Source organism: Bacillus sp. 7894-2 (assembly GCF_002272225.1).
Lineage (GTDB): Bacteria > Bacillota > Bacilli > Bacillales > Cytobacillaceae > Cytobacillus.
Genome location: NZ_NPDG01000144.1, coordinates 1 through 15,678 on the forward strand (window position 1 = coordinate 1; position 15,678 = coordinate 15,678).

Here is a 15,678-nt window from a genome sequence, read left to right on the forward strand (position 1 = left end):
TATATCACATGCTAACTTCGGCGTCAACAACTTTTTTTAAGTTGTTGTCATTAGTGCTTTCCGTCATCAGCGACGTTTATTAATATACCAAGATACCAATAAGAAGTCAACAACCTTTTTGATTTTTTTTCTTCATACCCTAAAAAAAGTTACCCCTTCTTTTCATGATGCTGGCGTGAACGCATGTATCTCAGGCAATCTGCCGGCGCGGCCATGCGCTGAAATAACGCAAATAAAATTTTGTATCGTTCCTCCATGGCTCTTTTGACAATGTGGTCGATTCGGTCATCTTTTAAATCAAATAATATTTCATCCATTTCCCGCTTGATCAGGTACTCCATTTCTTTAAGTTCTTTTTGGCTTAAAAGCATTCCAATCATTTTGTTTCCCTCCACAAAATTTGTTTTTTGTAGTATTTTTCCAATTATGATTTTTTATGAATAAATTTTTTATACATGGAGGAGACAAGTTCAGCATAGGTATGAAACTAGGAAGGTATCGGACGAGGTGAACAATTATGAACTTTTTTTACGTATTGAATGGTAAGTCTTTAAAACAAATTTCACTGGTTGTCATTGCAGCATTTTTCACGGCATGGTTCCTCTTCATGCAGAGTATTGTCCATTTGCCTGCTTTTTCAGCAAAAGACGGGCCTAAGGCGATATACAAAGGGGAAAAGGATATAGCCCTCACCTTTAATATAGGATGGGGGGATGTTAAAGCAGAGCCCATATTGGATATCCTTAAAAAAGAGAATGTGAAATCTGCGACCTTTTTCCTGGCCGGTTCCTGGGCGGAGCGCCATCCGGATTTGGTCTCAAGGATTGTGAAAGAAGGCTATGAAGTCGGAATGCTGGGCTATGGCTATGAAGATTATACAGAGCTTGAAGAGGATAAAATCAGGAGGGACCTTGCAAAGGCGCAGGAGGCATTCAGAAAGCTGAATGTAAAAGACATTAAGCTTGTGCGCGCCCCAACAGGGCATTTTGATCAGAAAACCTTAAAGGTTGCTGACCGGTTGGGTTTCACCGTTGTCCATTGGAGCGTCGATTCAAAGGACTGGACCAATCCCGGCGTCGATAGGATTGCAGAGAATGTATCAAAGGCCAAAAAAGGAGATATCGTACTTTTGCATGCATCCGATTCTGCCAAACAAACAGCCAAAGCTCTTCCGCTCATTTTAAATGATGTAGAATCCAAGGGGCTCAGCTTTGTTTCCGTCTCAGAAATGATTGCGAATGCCGAGACAAAGACAAATGAAATAAAGTGAAACTTCAATCAGTGGGGATTTTCTTTATCCCCCACTGATTGTTAGTTGAGGCCTACAGGAAGTGGGTCACAAAGACGTTGCCACAGGGATGTGGCGTTTTTAGTCTTTGTTCTTCCTTTCGGGCCTTTACGGGCAGTTTGGTCCCCACTTATCCTCCTTGGATTGCGCTGAGTTTTGAAGCGGGGGGTCTTACTGCCCGTTAGACTGCGATAAAATAAAACAAAAGCCATCCGTTATTTGGATGGCTTTTTAGCTATATGGCTTCTTTGCTTTTGAGAATCTTCATTCAGCTTATGAAGAATAAGCAGCTGATAGGTGTTGCAGACTAATAACGGGATCAGCATTAGATATAGCCAGCTTTCTTCGTTTACCCTTAGTACCGGCACCCACTCAATGGCGGTTACGACCACCATGAAGAATACTGCAGGAATAAAGGCATGCTGGTTGGTCTGTTTGGTTTTAATTGCTGCGACCACAAGAGCGACGATAAGAAGAAATGCTGCAAATCCAATATACGGAAGCATGCTGTCTCCCTCACCCGCAAAAGCCTTATAGCGGAAATAAACCAAGTCAAATAAAGCAAATAAAATAAGGACAATCTGAATAGGATTCCATAATCCTTTAAAAATCCCCAATCCAAAGCGATGTACAGTCAAATAAGCAAAAAAGCCCATTTGGCTAATAATACTGAAGATTAATCCTACACCGATAAGCCAGAACAACACTGACAGAATCTCCAGGAAATCGAAGTCAGTAAAAATAGGCGCAAATTCATCCCAGCGCACAATAAACCCGACAACCCCAGTCGTTATTCCTCCGACTAAAAGAGTTGTTATAAAAAGCTTTACCCAATTACGGCTAGTCAATTTATTTTTCCCCCATAATAAATAAATTCATTCTTATTGATTGTACCAACCAAAGTTTGAAAAATCTAGGCATTGTATTTCCAGCGCATAATATTTGCTGAAAATCTTCATTCTAAAGGTAAGGACACCTCTGAAAGGAGCTTCACCATGAAAAAAACATTCCGTTTGCTCCTTCCATTAGCGCTAGTGTTTTTCATATCAGGCTGCGGCCAAGGTGAATCGGGCGCCGGCCAAATGGATTATGAGCAAACTAAAAAAATGGTTGTAGATATATTAAAAACAGATGAAGGAAAAAAAGCACTTGAAGAATTAATGGCTGATGAAAAAATGCAGCAAAAGATGGTCATGGACCAAAAGGTTGTAAGTGAAACCATTGAAAAAACCCTAACCTCTGATAAAGGGACCGAGTTTTGGAAGAAGTCTTTTGACGATCCAAAGTTTTCCGAAAGCATGGCAAAAAGTATGCAGAAGGAAAATGAGAAGCTTTTAAAAGACCTTATGAAAGACCCTGAATACAGAGGAATGATGATAGAAGTATTTAAAGATCCCGAGCTTGAAAAAGAAGTAACAGATGTCCTTAAAAGCAAGGAATACCGGGAGCACATACAGAAAGTCATGACTGAGACATTTGAAAGCCCGCTTTTTAAAGCAAAAATCCAGGACATCCTTCTGAAAGCAGCAGAGGAAACGAAGGGCGGCGGTGAGCAAGGCGGGCAAGAAAGCGGTGGTGAAGGCGGCGGCCAGGGTGAAGCCCAGGGCGGTGGCAGCCAGGGCGGCGGTGCATAACCCCTATAAGAAGAAAACCTCTTCCATTTCGGAAGAGGCTTTTTCATTATTTGCTTTCAATTGTTTGGATAACTTTACGGGCAATATCCGTATAGATTTGACCAAGCTTATGGTCCTCATCATAAATGGAAGGAGCGAAGTCTTCTTCATTCCAATCAGGCTGCTGAAGAGGCAGCTGACCCAACACTTCAGTCCTCAGTTCATCAGCAAGCTTCTCACCGCCGCCTTGGCCAAATACGTGCTCTCTTTCTCCAGTCAATTGACTCTCAAAGTAGGCCATGTTCTCGATAACACCCAGAATTTCATGCTCCGTGCGAAGTGCCATCGCACCAGCTCTGGCAGCAACAAATGCGGCTGTAGGATGCGGAGTTGTCACAACGATTTCCTTGCAGGAAGGAAGCATTGTGTGTACATCCAGGGCTACATCTCCTGTTCCCGGAGGCAAATCAAGAAGAAGGTAGTCTAATTCACCCCACTCAACCTCATTGAAGAAGCTGTTCAGCATTTTGCCAAGCATCGGCCCTCTCCAGATAATCGGCGCATTATCTTCCACAAAGAATCCCATAGAGATCACTTTTACGCCAAAACGTTCAACCGGCAGAATTCGTTCTCCCCTGACCACAGGACGTTTCGTAATGCCCATCATATCCGGAACGCTGAACCCATAAATATCAGCATCAATCAATCCGACCTTTTTTCCCAGCCTTGCAAGGGATACAGCCAGGTTTACTGAAACAGTGGATTTGCCGACTCCGCCTTTTCCGCTGGCAATGGCAATGAATTCAGTCTTATTACCAGGAGAAAGCAGGCCTTTGTCTTCTTCAGCCGCTGCCTCTCTATATTGTGAAAGCACTTCATCCGGAAGCTCGCTGAAGCGGATCCCAACGGTCGCCGCCCCTGCTTCTTTTAAAAGATTGACGACTTCCGTCTGAAGCTGAAGCTGCTCAGGTGTACCCGTCTTGGCAACTTGAATCTTAACGCTGACATGATTCTTTTCTTCCTTGATTTTAATTTCTTCAATGGCGTTAAGTTCGCCCAATGTTCTATGTATAAATGGTTCCTTCAAGCCGCTTAAAGCTTCTCTGACTTTCTGTTCAGTTAACATACATTGCACCCGCCTTTTGAATTCGTTTCCATTTCAGTATAACATATTGAAAATTCTTTACAGTTAATTGTATCACACCGGAAAAATATTCAAAAAAGAAAAGGCACTTTCTCAGCACCTTTTCATTCCCATGTTTCAGTCAATTCTTTTTCATTGGTATAGTAGCGCATAATTCCATTATAGATGGAGGCAGCGATTTTATCCTGATATTCATCCGTTTTCAGGTTTGCCCGTTCCCCCGGATTTGATAAGAATCCCACTTCTACCAAGACACCCGGCTTTTTGGCGTATTTTAAGATAAATACATTGTTTAAAGGCTTGGAGTTCCGCTTCGTATTCTCCAGGTTGCGGCGTAGTTCGTCCTGTATGAATTTCGCAGCTTTGGCATTTTCCTTTATCCCGGGCGCATAGAAAGTCTGCGCCCCGCTCCATCGTGGAGAAGGAATCGAATTTAAATGGACGCTGACATAAAAATCTGAATTTGATGTATTTATCATTTCAAGCCGTTTCTTCAGGTCTTCTACTTTTCTCCGGCTGTATCCCTTCGTCCCCTCGGGTGCGAGGTCCCTGTCGTCCTCCCTCGTCATGAGCACAAGCGCTCCCTGCTCCTGGAGGTAATCCCTCACTTTTAATGATACTTCCAGCGCAATATCTTTCTCGAGTGCCCCTTCGTCACCTGCCCCGCCATCCGGGCCGCCATGACCGGGATCAAGCAAGATGATCTTCCCGGTTAAAGGCAGATTCCATGATTCCCAGGAATCATCATCCGTAAAGTCATATTGCAAAATAAGAAAAAGGACGATAAGCCCGATCGCAAACCCGCCTATTTTTAACTTTTTCTTCATACGCCCTAATCAGTCCCCTCCTGCTTATCCTCATTTCAATATATGGGACAAGACGGAGATCTAGAACTTCGATCAGGACAGCGGTCAGGACAAATTCACTTTTTAGTGGAGACGCAATTTATGCCTTCTCTCCCCTTTATTGAACCCTTCCGACCACCAGCTGTTTACATATTGCTCGCACATATAATAAAGGGATTCACTCATAACAGCTTCCGAACCATGACCCCAATAAAGGAAAAAGTTATATAGTGTATCCACTAAATGCTTATACTCTTTTTCACATCGATAACGGACCTGTTCTACCGATTCGCCATATCGCCTAAAACGGCTGTAGTTTGCCCCCAGCAAATAAGCTTCAATCGCTACATCATAGCAGGCCTCCTCAATTCCGGCATTCATCATCAGACCGGAGACAAATCTGGAAGAACCAAAAAAATGCTGAACTTTTTCTTTTAAGGCTTTTATCGAAATTTCCCGAAGGACTGATTTTTCATATTTGATTTGTTTTTCTCTTTTCTTCTCTTTGAACGTCGTTATGACAGTCACGTTTCTCACCCCTTGTAGATAGTCTTTATCTGCAGCGGGAGAGAAATGCAAAAAGCAACCGCGAATCGGACTGCCAATTTTTTATGGGTTTAGGTAACAAAAAGCATCAGCCGGAGCTGATGCTTTTCTAAAAAAATTATCGAATCTGCCCATTTCCGGACATAAGATATTTGCGTGTTGTTAACGCTGGCAGACCCATCGGTCCTCTCGCATGGAGCTTCTGTGTGGAAATGCCGATCTCAGCTCCAAAGCCCAGAGCGCCTCCATCCGTGAATCTGGTCGACGCATTATGGTACAGCGCCGCAGCATCTGTCAGCTGTAAAAACTTTTTGGCTGTTTCCCCATTTTCGGTAATAATCGCCTCTGAGTGCTTGGTGCCGTATTGATCAATATGATCGATGGCCTGTTCAAGGCTATTTACGGTTTTCACTGCTAAGTCCAGGCTTAAATATTCATTGGCCCAATCACTCTCGCCCGCGGGTACCACATCAGGCAATGCAGCTGCTGCAGAGTCATCGCCATGTACGGTTATCCCATGACTCTTCAGAGCTTCTGCAAGCAATTCTTTATGCTGATCCAGCCATGCTTCGTGAACAATCAGTGTTTCTGCCGCATTACAGACTGCAGGACGATCCGTTTTGGCATTAATGAGGATATTGATCGCTTTTTCCGGATCTGCTTCTTTATCAACATAGATATGGCAGTTCCCAACTCCTGTTTCGAGTACAGGCACCGTCGCATTCTCAACCACCGCTTTAATGAGGGATGCGCCGCCTCTCGGAATTAAGACATCAATATGCTCTTTCATGGTGAATAGCTGCTTTGTCGCTTCTCTATCTGCAGTGGCAATGAATTGGACGGCTTCTTTAGGTATCTTTGTGTTTTCAAGAGCTTCATGAATAATCTCGACAATAGCCTGATTTGAGTTCAGTGCCGATGATCCGCCTTTTAAGACAATGGCATTTCCTGATTTCAAAGCAAGGCCCGCCGCATCAGCAGTTACATTCGGTCTTGCTTCATAAATCATGCCGATGACACCAAGCGGAACACGAACCTCTTCCACTTTCAGCCCATTATCCAAAGTCCAGCCCGACATAACATCTCCAATCGGATCAGGAAGTTCAGCTACCTGGCGAAGGCCTTCTGCAAATTCAAAAATCCGTTCCTTCGATAATGACAGGCGATCGATATAGGCCGCTTCGAATCCTTTTTCCCTGCCATTTTCAAGATCGGCTTTATTAGCGGCAAGAATCGATTCATATCCAGCCTCCAATGCCTTTGCAACTGTATAGAGTGCTTCGTTCTTTTCTTCCGTTGTTAAGACACTTAATGTTTTGGCAGCCTTTTTTGCTTTTATTGCCTGTTCTTCTACATTATTTATCTTTACTGCTGATGCAGTAGTCATTGAATCCCTCCTAAAAAGTTTAAACAAGTGCCGGCAGCTTAAAGTCGCGGGAGCATACAAACGTTTCCTGAGCGATGGCCGGTTCAAGCTCTTCATCTGCTGTATATCCGCTTAACTGTTCGTTTGAATAATTGATGCGGCCGAGGCCGATTTCTTTTCCCTCTTCATCCAGAATGCGGACGACCGCTCCATCCTTAAATCGCCCTTTGACTTCCTGAATATCAGAGCAGTACAGATTTTCATGATGATCCACAATAGCCTCTATCCCGTGGGAATTGATGGTCACCTTTCCTTCAGGACCTGAGTGAAACGCAATCCACTGCTTTTCATTATCCAGATTAAAGGCATCCGGCTCCGGCGTGAAGTAGGTGCCTCTCGCTCTGTTTTCCACAGCTTCCATTAAAATATTTTCCGTTCCTGCTTTTCCTAAGAAGGAGTCAATCCCTGCAGCCATTGCAATTTTCACTGCCTGGATTTTCGACTTCATGCCGCCTGTTCCTACAGCACTGCCAGATCCTCCTGCAGCCGCTTCTATTTCAGGTGTAATGCTGTGAACCCTTTCGAGAAGAGTCGCATGAGGATTATCATTAGGGTTGCTGTCATAAAGGCCGTCAATATCAGATAAAATAATCAGTAAATCTGCATCAATCAGACCTGCCACTTTCGCAGCCAGAGTATCATTGTCTCCGAAGCGCAAGCGATCGACCGTAACCGTGTCATTTTCATTTATGATCGGGATGATGCCTCGCTCCAGCAGCACATTCATGGTGTTATGCATATTGCCATAGCGATTTTCATTAGAGAAATCGCTTCTGGTAATCAAGATTTGTGAAGCTACGTAGCCATGAGATAAAAAGAGTTCTGAGTAAGATTCCATTAATAGCCCCTGGCCAATTGAAGCTGCAGCCTGTTTTTCCGGAAGAGAAGAAGGCCGGTCAAGGCAGCCAAGCTTCCTATATCCTGCTGCAACAGCACCTGATGACACAACTGCTGTTTCATAGCCGGCATCTTTCAGCTCGACAATTTGCTCAGCTAATTTTTCAAGCTTTCTGCGGCTGATTTCCCCGTGCATGCTTGTTAATGAACTGCTTCCGATCTTAATAACAACTCTTTTTATCTGCTTTTCTTTCATCAACATCCAATACCTCCTGTGAACTAATAAATCCATTTCCCTTAGGAAGTGACAAGGGCACCTTCCAATTCTTCACTGATTTCCTTCGAACGTTTGGCAGCATGCTCAACTGCCTGAGTGATGGCTTCGCCTCCGTTGTATCTCCTTAGTGCTTCCAGTCCTGAGGCGGTCGTGCCATTGGGAGAGGTCACTTTCTCTCTTAAAGAAGTTGGCGTTTCTTCTTTTTCAAGCACCATCTTGGCTGCTCCAAATATCGTCTGGGCAACAATTTTGCGGACAGTCTCTTCATCCATCCCTTTTTGCACCCCTACCCGCTCCATATTTTCCATCAGATAATAGAAGTAAGCAGGACCGCTTCCAGCTAATCCCGTGAAAACATCCATCTGGTCTTCATCGATGATATACACTTCCCCCATGCATTCCAGCAATTCCTTAACCATTTCCACATTGGCCATGCTCGTATTCTTGCCTGCCACGACAGCCGTCGCAGATTCCTGAATCATGCTTGAAGTATTCGGCATCACACGCACTACCTGCTGCCCCGGATTTAAATGCTCTTCCATGAACTCTGTTGTAATGCCTGCCAACACGGAAAGAATCACCTGGCCTGGATATAGTTTGTCTTTAATCGCACGAAGGGCTTCTTCTGCCCCTTTTGGCTTCATGGCTAAAATAAATAAATCAATTTCCTCAAATGGAAGCTCGTTTTGCGGGATGGCACTTACACCATACTGATCATGAATCTCTTCCAGTCTGTCTGCATTGCTCCTATTCGTTACAAAAACCCGTTCGGGTGACATTTTTTCAGCTGTAATGACTCCTGAGATCATGGATTCCGCCATTGACCCTGCTCCTAAAAATGCGATTGTTTTATTGGCTAACATGGACATCCTCCTTTAGATGAAAAACTGTTCGTATATCCGTTCGTATTTTATCAACGTTATCTATCGTAACATGCACAAATACAGATTCAAGGGTATTAGGGAAAGACGGGAGGATAAGGCCGAGATAGTGAATGAAAACGCTAACATCCACAACCTATAGTCCGCTGATGCTCTCTCAGCGTGAATAATCCCCTCTCAGCCCGATATTTGCAATAATATAATTTCCAATTTTTCACCGTTGCAGAAATAAAGCCTCAGCTTGCTGGCGGGCAAAAGTTATCAATAAGAAAAAAGCTCCCAGCCAAAATGGCTGAAAGCTTTGATGAGTAATTACCGAACCCGCTTTACCCCTGGTATGTCATATGTGCCATTTAATACTTTAGCTGCAGGCTGATACATCCTTAACACTAAATTAAAATCTCCTTCCGGTGCCGGAAGCCAATTCGATTCATTACTTATTGGGCGGTCTTTTTGGATATAGATATCAAGTGAGCCATCATCGTTGTATTCAAGACCCTGGGTGTGGTCCGCAATGGCATAACGGTTCTTTTCATTGGGCACCAGGTAGAAATCCGGGCCATACATGGTTACGGACCAGAAAGCTTCTACCGGAGGCAGCTCATCTTTATTAAAATGTAAAATGTATTTATTTTTCCCGTTTAGCTGACTCCCTTGATCATCAGTAAAAGTTCGGACCAAAGTTGACTCTTCATCCACGTTTACACCAAGTCCGCTGAAAGCAATATATGCTCTCTTAAGGAACTGGTCCCCATAAGTGCCCAAATCAGAAAGTACAAACCATCCATTATCAATTCTAGGGTTTAATTCTTCCAGACTATTTGTAATGATTTGAAATGCATCTCTGGCAGCGCGATTTAGCCCTGCAATTGTTTCTGTATCTAATTTATTAGCATCGAAGCCGTACGTTCGATCAATACCGATATGCTCAAATTGTTTTTCAAGGGCCTCGTTATTAATAGTAGGATTTAGAATCATTAAGTCTGTCATCGTTTTAAAGAAATCCAGGGCACCAAGATCTTCCACCTTATTCTCTAAAAGCAATGGATTTGCAGGATTTTTTACGAATGGAATTTTATTCCCATCCAATGATGTCAATGTAAATTGCCTTAGTAAAACCAAAGCATTATCATAATCACCTTCTCCTTTCACCAGGATACGGCCTATAATCCACACTGTGTTTGTGGGGGATTTAACCTCTTGAACATTTGCAGGCAATGTGCCTTTCCAATCAGGACCCACTACCGCAAATTTTCCGGCACCCGTTCCTGTAGTACGACGCCCTATACTGGAAAAGGTATTTGTCCAGGCATCCATTAATTGCATGACATAGTACCTGTCATTTGTATCCGGAACATTAAGCACTACAGGACCCCGGGTGAGATCCAGCCAGGCAGTGCAATACAGGGTATCCACATTGGGTGATACGACATCTTTGTCATCCGGTGTAAGAAGCTGATCATAATAAATTAATTCATTGGATACAGTAGATACTGAGCCGTGGGGCACTTTTACCAATGATTGCAGCTGCCTTGTTCTTTCCATGGTGACAAGGGGATACCCATATATAAAGGCCTTAATGCCTAAACTGTAAGCATAGTTCTCCTGGTACGAGTTTAAGGAACGTTTTCCACGCATGGAAGACACTTCATTATTAATGGCATTTGTTTGTTTGCCATGACCAGAAAAGCCTGCAGCTCCCTGCGTAAATTGTGATGAATAATAAAGATTTAAATTCCCTGTCCCTTGCGAGAAATGCTGATAAAACAACTGGTTTCGAAAAACAGGCATTGGCGCTCCATAATAAGGATATTGATACATATATGGCGCATTATACATATTTTCACTTCCTTTATAACGTTCGCACTATCCTATGCAAATCGCCTACTTAATGTTTTCAACAATTAAGTAATGGAAGAAAATCGTTTTCAGCAATAAAAAAGACCCCCAACCAAATTGGTTGAGAGTCTTTGAAACGCTGATAATTAACGCTTTGAGAACTGAGGAGCACGACGAGCACCTTTAAGACCGTATTTCTTACGCTCTTTCATACGTGCGTCACGAGTTAATAGTCCTGCGCGCTTTAATGTTGGACGGAATTCAGGATCAGCTTGAAGCAATGCACGAGCGATGCCGTGGCGGATTGCGCCAGCTTGACCAGTGTATCCACCGCCGTTTACATTTACAAGAATGTCGTAGCTGTTAACTGTTTCAGTAGCTACAAGCGGCTGTTTTACAACTTCACGTAAAGCTGCAAAAGGAATGTATTCTGTGATTTCACGACCATTGATGATGATTTTACCGTCGCCTGGAACTAAACGAACACGTGCAACGGAGCTCTTACGACGACCAGTACCAATATATTGAACCTGTGCCAAGTTAATAACCTCCCTAAAAATTATCCACGAAGTTCGTAAACTTCAGGTTGTTGTGCTTGGTGCTTATGTTCGCTACCAGCATATACGTGTAATTTCTTGAATATTTGACGGCCAAGAGAGTTCTTTGGAAGCATGCCTTTGATAGCAAGCTCAAGCATTCTCTCAGGGTAGTTTGTACGCATTTCAAGAGCAGTTCTTGTTTTTAGACCGCCTGGGTGCATGCTGTGACGGTAGTAGATCTTGTCAGTAAGCTTTTTCCCAGTAAGTTCGATTTTTGAAGCGTTGATAAGAATTACATGATCACCAGTATCAACATGTGGTGTAAAAGTTGGTTTATGTTTACCACGTAGGATTGACGCTACTTCACTAGCAAGACGACCAAGAGTTTTGCCTTCAGCATCAATCACGTACCATTTACGTTCGATATTGTTTGAATTCGCCATAAACGTTGTACGCATCAGTTTCCCTCCTAATAATTCCATTCATAATCAATTTTTTGGTTTATCTATTCGACACAATAAGTTCCGGGGCTTATCGTGGTTTTAATAATAATACCATATGCTATATTATAACTTTGACAGCCTAATGTCAAGCGAATGTTACACCTGGTTTAGTTGTTTTAAAATCTTTTTTTATTTGCGTTTGGCTTTACAACGCGCCCCCGCGGTTCCTCGAATGTTTTTTCCAAAATTTTAATAAAAAACTTCCCACAAATATAAACCTTGGGGAGGCGCTGTTTTTCCTGCAGCTGATCTGTTTTTTTCCTGAAGGACAGATGGCATGGAATCAGGGTCTCTTTCCCCTGTGCCGACTTCCAGGAGGGTGCCGGTCAGGATACGGACCATATTATATAAAAAGCCAGTTCCTCTAAAGCGGAAGATGAGCATATCCCCTTCTTCCTGCACATCTATCTCCTGAAGTTCCCTGACCTTATCCTCCACTTCCGTCTTGGCGGAGCAGAAGCTTGTAAAATCATGTGTTCCTATTAAACCAGCTGCCGCTTGTCTGATCGCATCCGTATTTATTGGGTACGGGTACTGATAGGCATAATGTCGTTTAAACGGGTCTCTCCCGGATGAACGGTGCACGAAGTACCGATATTCCTTTCCTTTGGCATCAAAACGGACATGAAAGTCATCTGACACTGTCTCCGTCCCGCTGATGGCCACATCATCCGGCAGCAGGGAATTAAGGGCGATTCCCCATTTTTCAATCGGAATATTCAAAGGGGAATCGAAATGGATCACCTGGCCCTTTGCATGGACCCCTGCATCGGTTCTGCCTGAGGCAGTCACCCTGATGTCTTCTCCTTTATGAAGCTTCTTTAAAGCCCGTTCCAGCTCTCCCTGTACAGTCCGCTTGCCAGGCTGCACCTGGTAGCCTGCAAAAAGGGTGCCGTCATACGTCACCATACATTTAAATCTTTGCATAAGGTCACCCCATTACGTTCTCAGCAGGAATAACACCAGGGCCAGGACTGCAAGCATGGCGAGCATTGCCGTATCCTTCAGGCCCCAGCTAAGCTGCCTGTATTTCGTTCTGCCTTCCCCGCCTCTATAGCCGCGTGACTCCATCGCTACAGCAAGCTCTTCAGCCCGCTTGAACGAGCTGACAAACAAAGGAATTAAGAGAGGTATGATAGCTTTAATACGTTCTTTAATCGGCCCGCTTGTAAAATCGGCTCCCCTGGCTGTCTGGGCCTTCATGATTTTATCGGTTTCCTGCATGAGTGTCGGAATGAAGCGAAGTGAAATCGACATCATCAAAGCCAGTTCATGCACCGGAAACTTGATTTTATTTAATGGATTGAGCAGACTTTCCAGACCATCCGTTATTTCAATCGGAGTCGTGGTCAAAGTCAGAATGGAAGTCATCAGAATGAGCAGGAAGAAGCGCAAAGAAATAAATATACCCTGCCTCAAACCTTCCTCATAAATCGTAATCCACCCGAACCGGAAGAGAACTTCACCCTCTTTTGTCAAAAACAGATGAAGGAATAAAGTGAAAATAACAAGCAGGAGGACCGGCTTCAATCCTGTATAGATAAACCGGATCGGCACCTTCGATAAAGCAATCATAAAAAAGGTATAAACCGTCAGAAGACCGTATGTCAGCATATTATTTGCCAGAAAGACAATGCACACGAATAAGAAAATAAGAACCAGCTTTGAACGGGGATCCATTCTATGGATGACAGACTCGGCCGGTACATAGCGCCCAAAAATCATTTTGTCCATCATCTAGCTGTCCCCCTTTTCATCACAGCAGCAATCTCATCCGTCAGCTCGTCCATTGTCAGACAAGTTTTAGAAAGACGGATATTAAGTGACTTTTCCATCTTTAGCTGAAAGCGGACAACCTCCGGAACATCGAGGCCTAGCTTAAGCAAGCCTTCCGGAGAAGAAAAAATTTCTTCCGGCGTTCCCTTTTTGTAGACTTCACCGTTGTGCATGATGACAATCTGATCAGCATAGCGGGAAGCATCCTCCATGCTATGTGTCACAAGCACCGTAGAGAGTCCCCTTGTCCCATGAAGGCTGTAGAACATATCCATGATTTCCTTCCGGCCCCGCGGATCAAGTCCTGCAGTAGGCTCATCCAGGACAATGACATCAGGCTCCATAGCCAGTACTCCGGCTATGGCTACACGTCTCATTTGGCCGCCTGACAGGTCAAATGGGGACTTGCTTAAAATTTCTTCCGGCAGGCCCACCTGTCCTATTGCTGCTTTGGCTCTTTTTTTGGCTTCCTCTTCTGATACTCCGAAGTTCATGGGGCCAAAGCAAATATCTTTCTCGACCGTTTCTTCAAACAGCTGATGCTCAGGAAATTGAAATACGATACCGACCCTTTGACGGATTTCTTTCAGGTTTTTTTGTTTCTTTACAGGGGTGATCATCCGCTCTCCAATCACTACCTGGCCTTCGGTCGGCTTAAGCAGGGCATTTAGGTGCTGGAGGACAGTCGACTTGCCTGATCCGGTATGGCCGATGATCGCGAGAAACGTGCCAGATGGAATATCGATGGAGACATCCTTTATGGCAAGACGTTCAAATGGCGTATGAACCTGATAACGGTATTCTACATTTTGGAGTGAGATGTCCATAATTCTTCCACCAACTCTTCTTCAGATAAATAATGCCTGGATAAAGGCAGTCCTTTTTCCCGTAACACCTTGCTAAGCTTCACAGGAAAAGGAATATCCAATCCCAGCTTAACAAGCTCCTCATCCATTTGAAAGATTTCCTCAGGCGTGCCTTCCCGATATAGCTGTCCTTTGTTCATGACTATGATGCGGTCAGCTTTTGCTGCCTCCTCCAGGTCATGAGTGATGGAGATGACCGTCATCTGATAATCCCGCTTGAGCTCTCTGACAGTTTCAAGTACCTCTTCACGCCCTCTTGGGTCCAACATGGATGTTGACTCATCGAGAATAATAATATCCGGTCTTAAGGCAATAACGCCTGCAATCGCCACTCTTTGTTTCTGGCCGCCGGAAAGATGGTGCGGCTCTTGATTAAGAAATGAAGTCATTTTGACCTTCTCCAGTGATTCTGTAACACGATGAACCATGTCACTTCTTTCAATACCATGGTTTTCTAAACCAAAAGCCACATCATCCCGTACGGTCGTTCCGACAAATTGGTTATCCGGATTCTGAAAAACCATGCCAATCTTCTTTCTTGCTTCCCAAACCGTTTCTTCACTCAATGAAATTCCGCCTACTGTTATGCCTCCTTCCAGAGGAAAATGGAGGCCATTAAGCAATTTGGCAAGTGTAGATTTTCCGGAGCCATTATGCCCGACTATTGCAAGCCATTCTCCTTTATATATATTAAAAGAGACATTATCCAGCGCATATGCAGCTTCTGCATCGTACTTAAACGAAACATTTTTAAATTCTACCAGCGGCTCGGTCATTTGAAGTCCTCCTCTCAGCTCTGCTCTAATAATGAAAAAACCCGCCATTGTTGGCGAGCTTGAAATAGTTCGATAATAGGTTATGTTACTGGATAGCAAGCGTTGAATGATACCATTCTCCCACACTTGTAATACAGAAGAAAATCTGGATTTCTGCTATCTAAGCTTATTGGATGCCTATTATGCCTCCCTATTAAAAGCTCATACTGACGCAGTATGGTGGTTGGTTCTTGCTATTGTATAAATGTTCAGAGACCTCAATTTCCTTTTGTCTATGAACCTGAGGAATTTAAAAAAGCCTGCACCTCATTCCGTCAGGCAGTATACTGCCGGGCGCATTTCTTCTTTTCGGAAGAGGTGCATGAGCTAGACGAGTCAATGTACCAGGCAATGGGGAATCTATTGCTCAACCATCCCTGTTTACTAGCTGTACATGCTCATCGTAACGCTCGTTTTTGGCCTGATTTAGGCGTTCCTCACAAATTAAGGAAACAGCCGTTTTTATAGAAAAAGGGCAAAGAA

General features: G+C 43.8%; 17 protein-coding genes. 2 read left to right on the top strand and 15 right to left on the bottom strand.

Going from position 1 to position 15,678, the window contains the following annotated elements; genetic code table 11:
• Window positions 1-149: 149 nt before the first annotated feature.
• Window positions 150-380, bottom strand: a complete 231-nt coding sequence (locus CHI10_RS20235; RefSeq protein WP_095245970.1) for a hypothetical protein — start codon at window positions 378-380, stop codon at window positions 150-152.
• A 137-nt stretch (window positions 381-517) separates the two neighbouring features.
• Here CHI10_RS20235 and pdaB point away from each other — a divergent pair, with 137 nt between their 5' ends.
• The gene (gene pdaB, locus CHI10_RS20240) at window positions 518-1,270 is read left to right on the top strand and encodes a polysaccharide deacetylase family sporulation protein PdaB (protein WP_095245971.1); all 753 of its coding nucleotides are present in this window, start codon (window positions 518-520) and stop codon (window positions 1,268-1,270) included.
• Between the two features lie 233 nt (window positions 1,271-1,503).
• Here the strand turns inward: pdaB and CHI10_RS20245 are convergent, their stop codons facing one another.
• The gene (locus CHI10_RS20245; protein WP_095245972.1) at window positions 1,504-2,136 is read right to left on the bottom strand and encodes a KinB-signaling pathway activation protein; all 633 of its coding nucleotides are present in this window, start codon (window positions 2,134-2,136) and stop codon (window positions 1,504-1,506) included.
• 147 nt (window positions 2,137-2,283) lie between these two features.
• Between CHI10_RS20245 and gerD the strand changes: the two genes are divergently transcribed.
• On the top strand, window positions 2,284-2,922 hold the full coding sequence (gene gerD / locus CHI10_RS20250) for a spore germination lipoprotein GerD (protein WP_095245973.1): 639 nt from the start codon (window positions 2,284-2,286) through the stop codon (window positions 2,920-2,922).
• A gap of 46 nt (window positions 2,923-2,968) precedes the next feature.
• Here gerD and CHI10_RS20255 read toward each other — a convergent pair whose 3' ends face one another.
• From CHI10_RS20255 to CHI10_RS20315, 13 genes are all read right to left on the bottom strand, one after another.
• Window positions 2,969-4,027, bottom strand: a complete 1,059-nt coding sequence (locus tag CHI10_RS20255) for an Mrp/NBP35 family ATP-binding protein (RefSeq protein ID WP_095245974.1) — start codon at window positions 4,025-4,027, stop codon at window positions 2,969-2,971.
• 122 nt (window positions 4,028-4,149) lie between these two features.
• A complete protein-coding gene (gene cwlD, locus CHI10_RS20260) occupies window positions 4,150-4,872 on the bottom strand; it encodes an N-acetylmuramoyl-L-alanine amidase CwlD (protein ID WP_095245975.1) in 723 nt (240 codons plus the stop codon).
• Between the two features lie 102 nt (window positions 4,873-4,974).
• Window positions 4,975-5,418 (bottom strand): YbaK family protein, encoded by a 444-nt coding sequence (locus tag CHI10_RS20265; RefSeq protein ID WP_095245976.1) that lies wholly within the window; start codon window positions 5,416-5,418, stop codon window positions 4,975-4,977.
• Between the two features lie 136 nt (window positions 5,419-5,554).
• The gene (locus CHI10_RS20270) at window positions 5,555-6,823 is read right to left on the bottom strand and encodes a glutamate-5-semialdehyde dehydrogenase (RefSeq protein ID WP_095245977.1); all 1,269 of its coding nucleotides are present in this window, start codon (window positions 6,821-6,823) and stop codon (window positions 5,555-5,557) included.
• A 19-nt stretch (window positions 6,824-6,842) separates the two neighbouring features.
• Window positions 6,843-7,961 carry a glutamate 5-kinase gene (gene proB, locus CHI10_RS20275; protein ID WP_095245978.1) on the bottom strand — a complete coding sequence of 373 codons (1,119 nt, stop codon included), beginning with the start codon at window positions 7,959-7,961 and terminating at the stop codon, window positions 6,843-6,845.
• 35 nt (window positions 7,962-7,996) lie between these two features.
• The gene (gene proC / locus CHI10_RS20280; RefSeq protein WP_095245979.1) at window positions 7,997-8,839 is read right to left on the bottom strand and encodes a pyrroline-5-carboxylate reductase; all 843 of its coding nucleotides are present in this window, start codon (window positions 8,837-8,839) and stop codon (window positions 7,997-7,999) included.
• A gap of 330 nt (window positions 8,840-9,169) precedes the next feature.
• Window positions 9,170-10,696, bottom strand: coding sequence for a DUF1254 domain-containing protein (locus CHI10_RS20285; RefSeq protein WP_095245980.1), 1,527 nt, complete (start codon window positions 10,694-10,696; stop codon window positions 9,170-9,172).
• A gap of 146 nt (window positions 10,697-10,842) precedes the next feature.
• Window positions 10,843-11,235: a 30S ribosomal protein S9 gene (gene rpsI / locus CHI10_RS20290; protein ID WP_048011502.1), complete on the bottom strand. Its 393-nt coding sequence runs from the start codon at window positions 11,233-11,235 to the stop codon at window positions 10,843-10,845.
• Between the two features lie 20 nt (window positions 11,236-11,255).
• Complete coding sequence (gene rplM / locus CHI10_RS20295; RefSeq protein ID WP_095245981.1) at window positions 11,256-11,693, bottom strand: 50S ribosomal protein L13; 438 nt, start codon at window positions 11,691-11,693, stop codon at window positions 11,256-11,258.
• A gap of 234 nt (window positions 11,694-11,927) precedes the next feature.
• Complete coding sequence (gene truA, locus CHI10_RS20300; RefSeq protein WP_095245982.1) at window positions 11,928-12,665, bottom strand: tRNA pseudouridine(38-40) synthase TruA; 738 nt, start codon at window positions 12,663-12,665, stop codon at window positions 11,928-11,930.
• Window positions 12,666-12,677: 12 nt separating this feature from the next.
• Entirely contained in the window at window positions 12,678-13,475 is a 798-nt protein-coding gene (locus tag CHI10_RS20305; RefSeq protein WP_095245983.1) for an energy-coupling factor transporter transmembrane component T family protein, read from the bottom strand.
• A complete protein-coding gene (locus CHI10_RS20310) occupies window positions 13,472-14,341 on the bottom strand; it encodes an energy-coupling factor ABC transporter ATP-binding protein (RefSeq protein WP_095245984.1) in 870 nt (289 codons plus the stop codon). The genes CHI10_RS20305 and CHI10_RS20310 overlap by 4 nt, the downstream gene beginning before the upstream one ends.
• The gene (locus CHI10_RS20315) at window positions 14,317-15,156 is read right to left on the bottom strand and encodes an energy-coupling factor ABC transporter ATP-binding protein (RefSeq protein WP_095245985.1); all 840 of its coding nucleotides are present in this window, start codon (window positions 15,154-15,156) and stop codon (window positions 14,317-14,319) included. Before CHI10_RS20315 ends, CHI10_RS20310 begins: the two co-directional genes overlap by 25 nt.
• Window positions 15,157-15,678 lie beyond the last annotated feature (522 nt).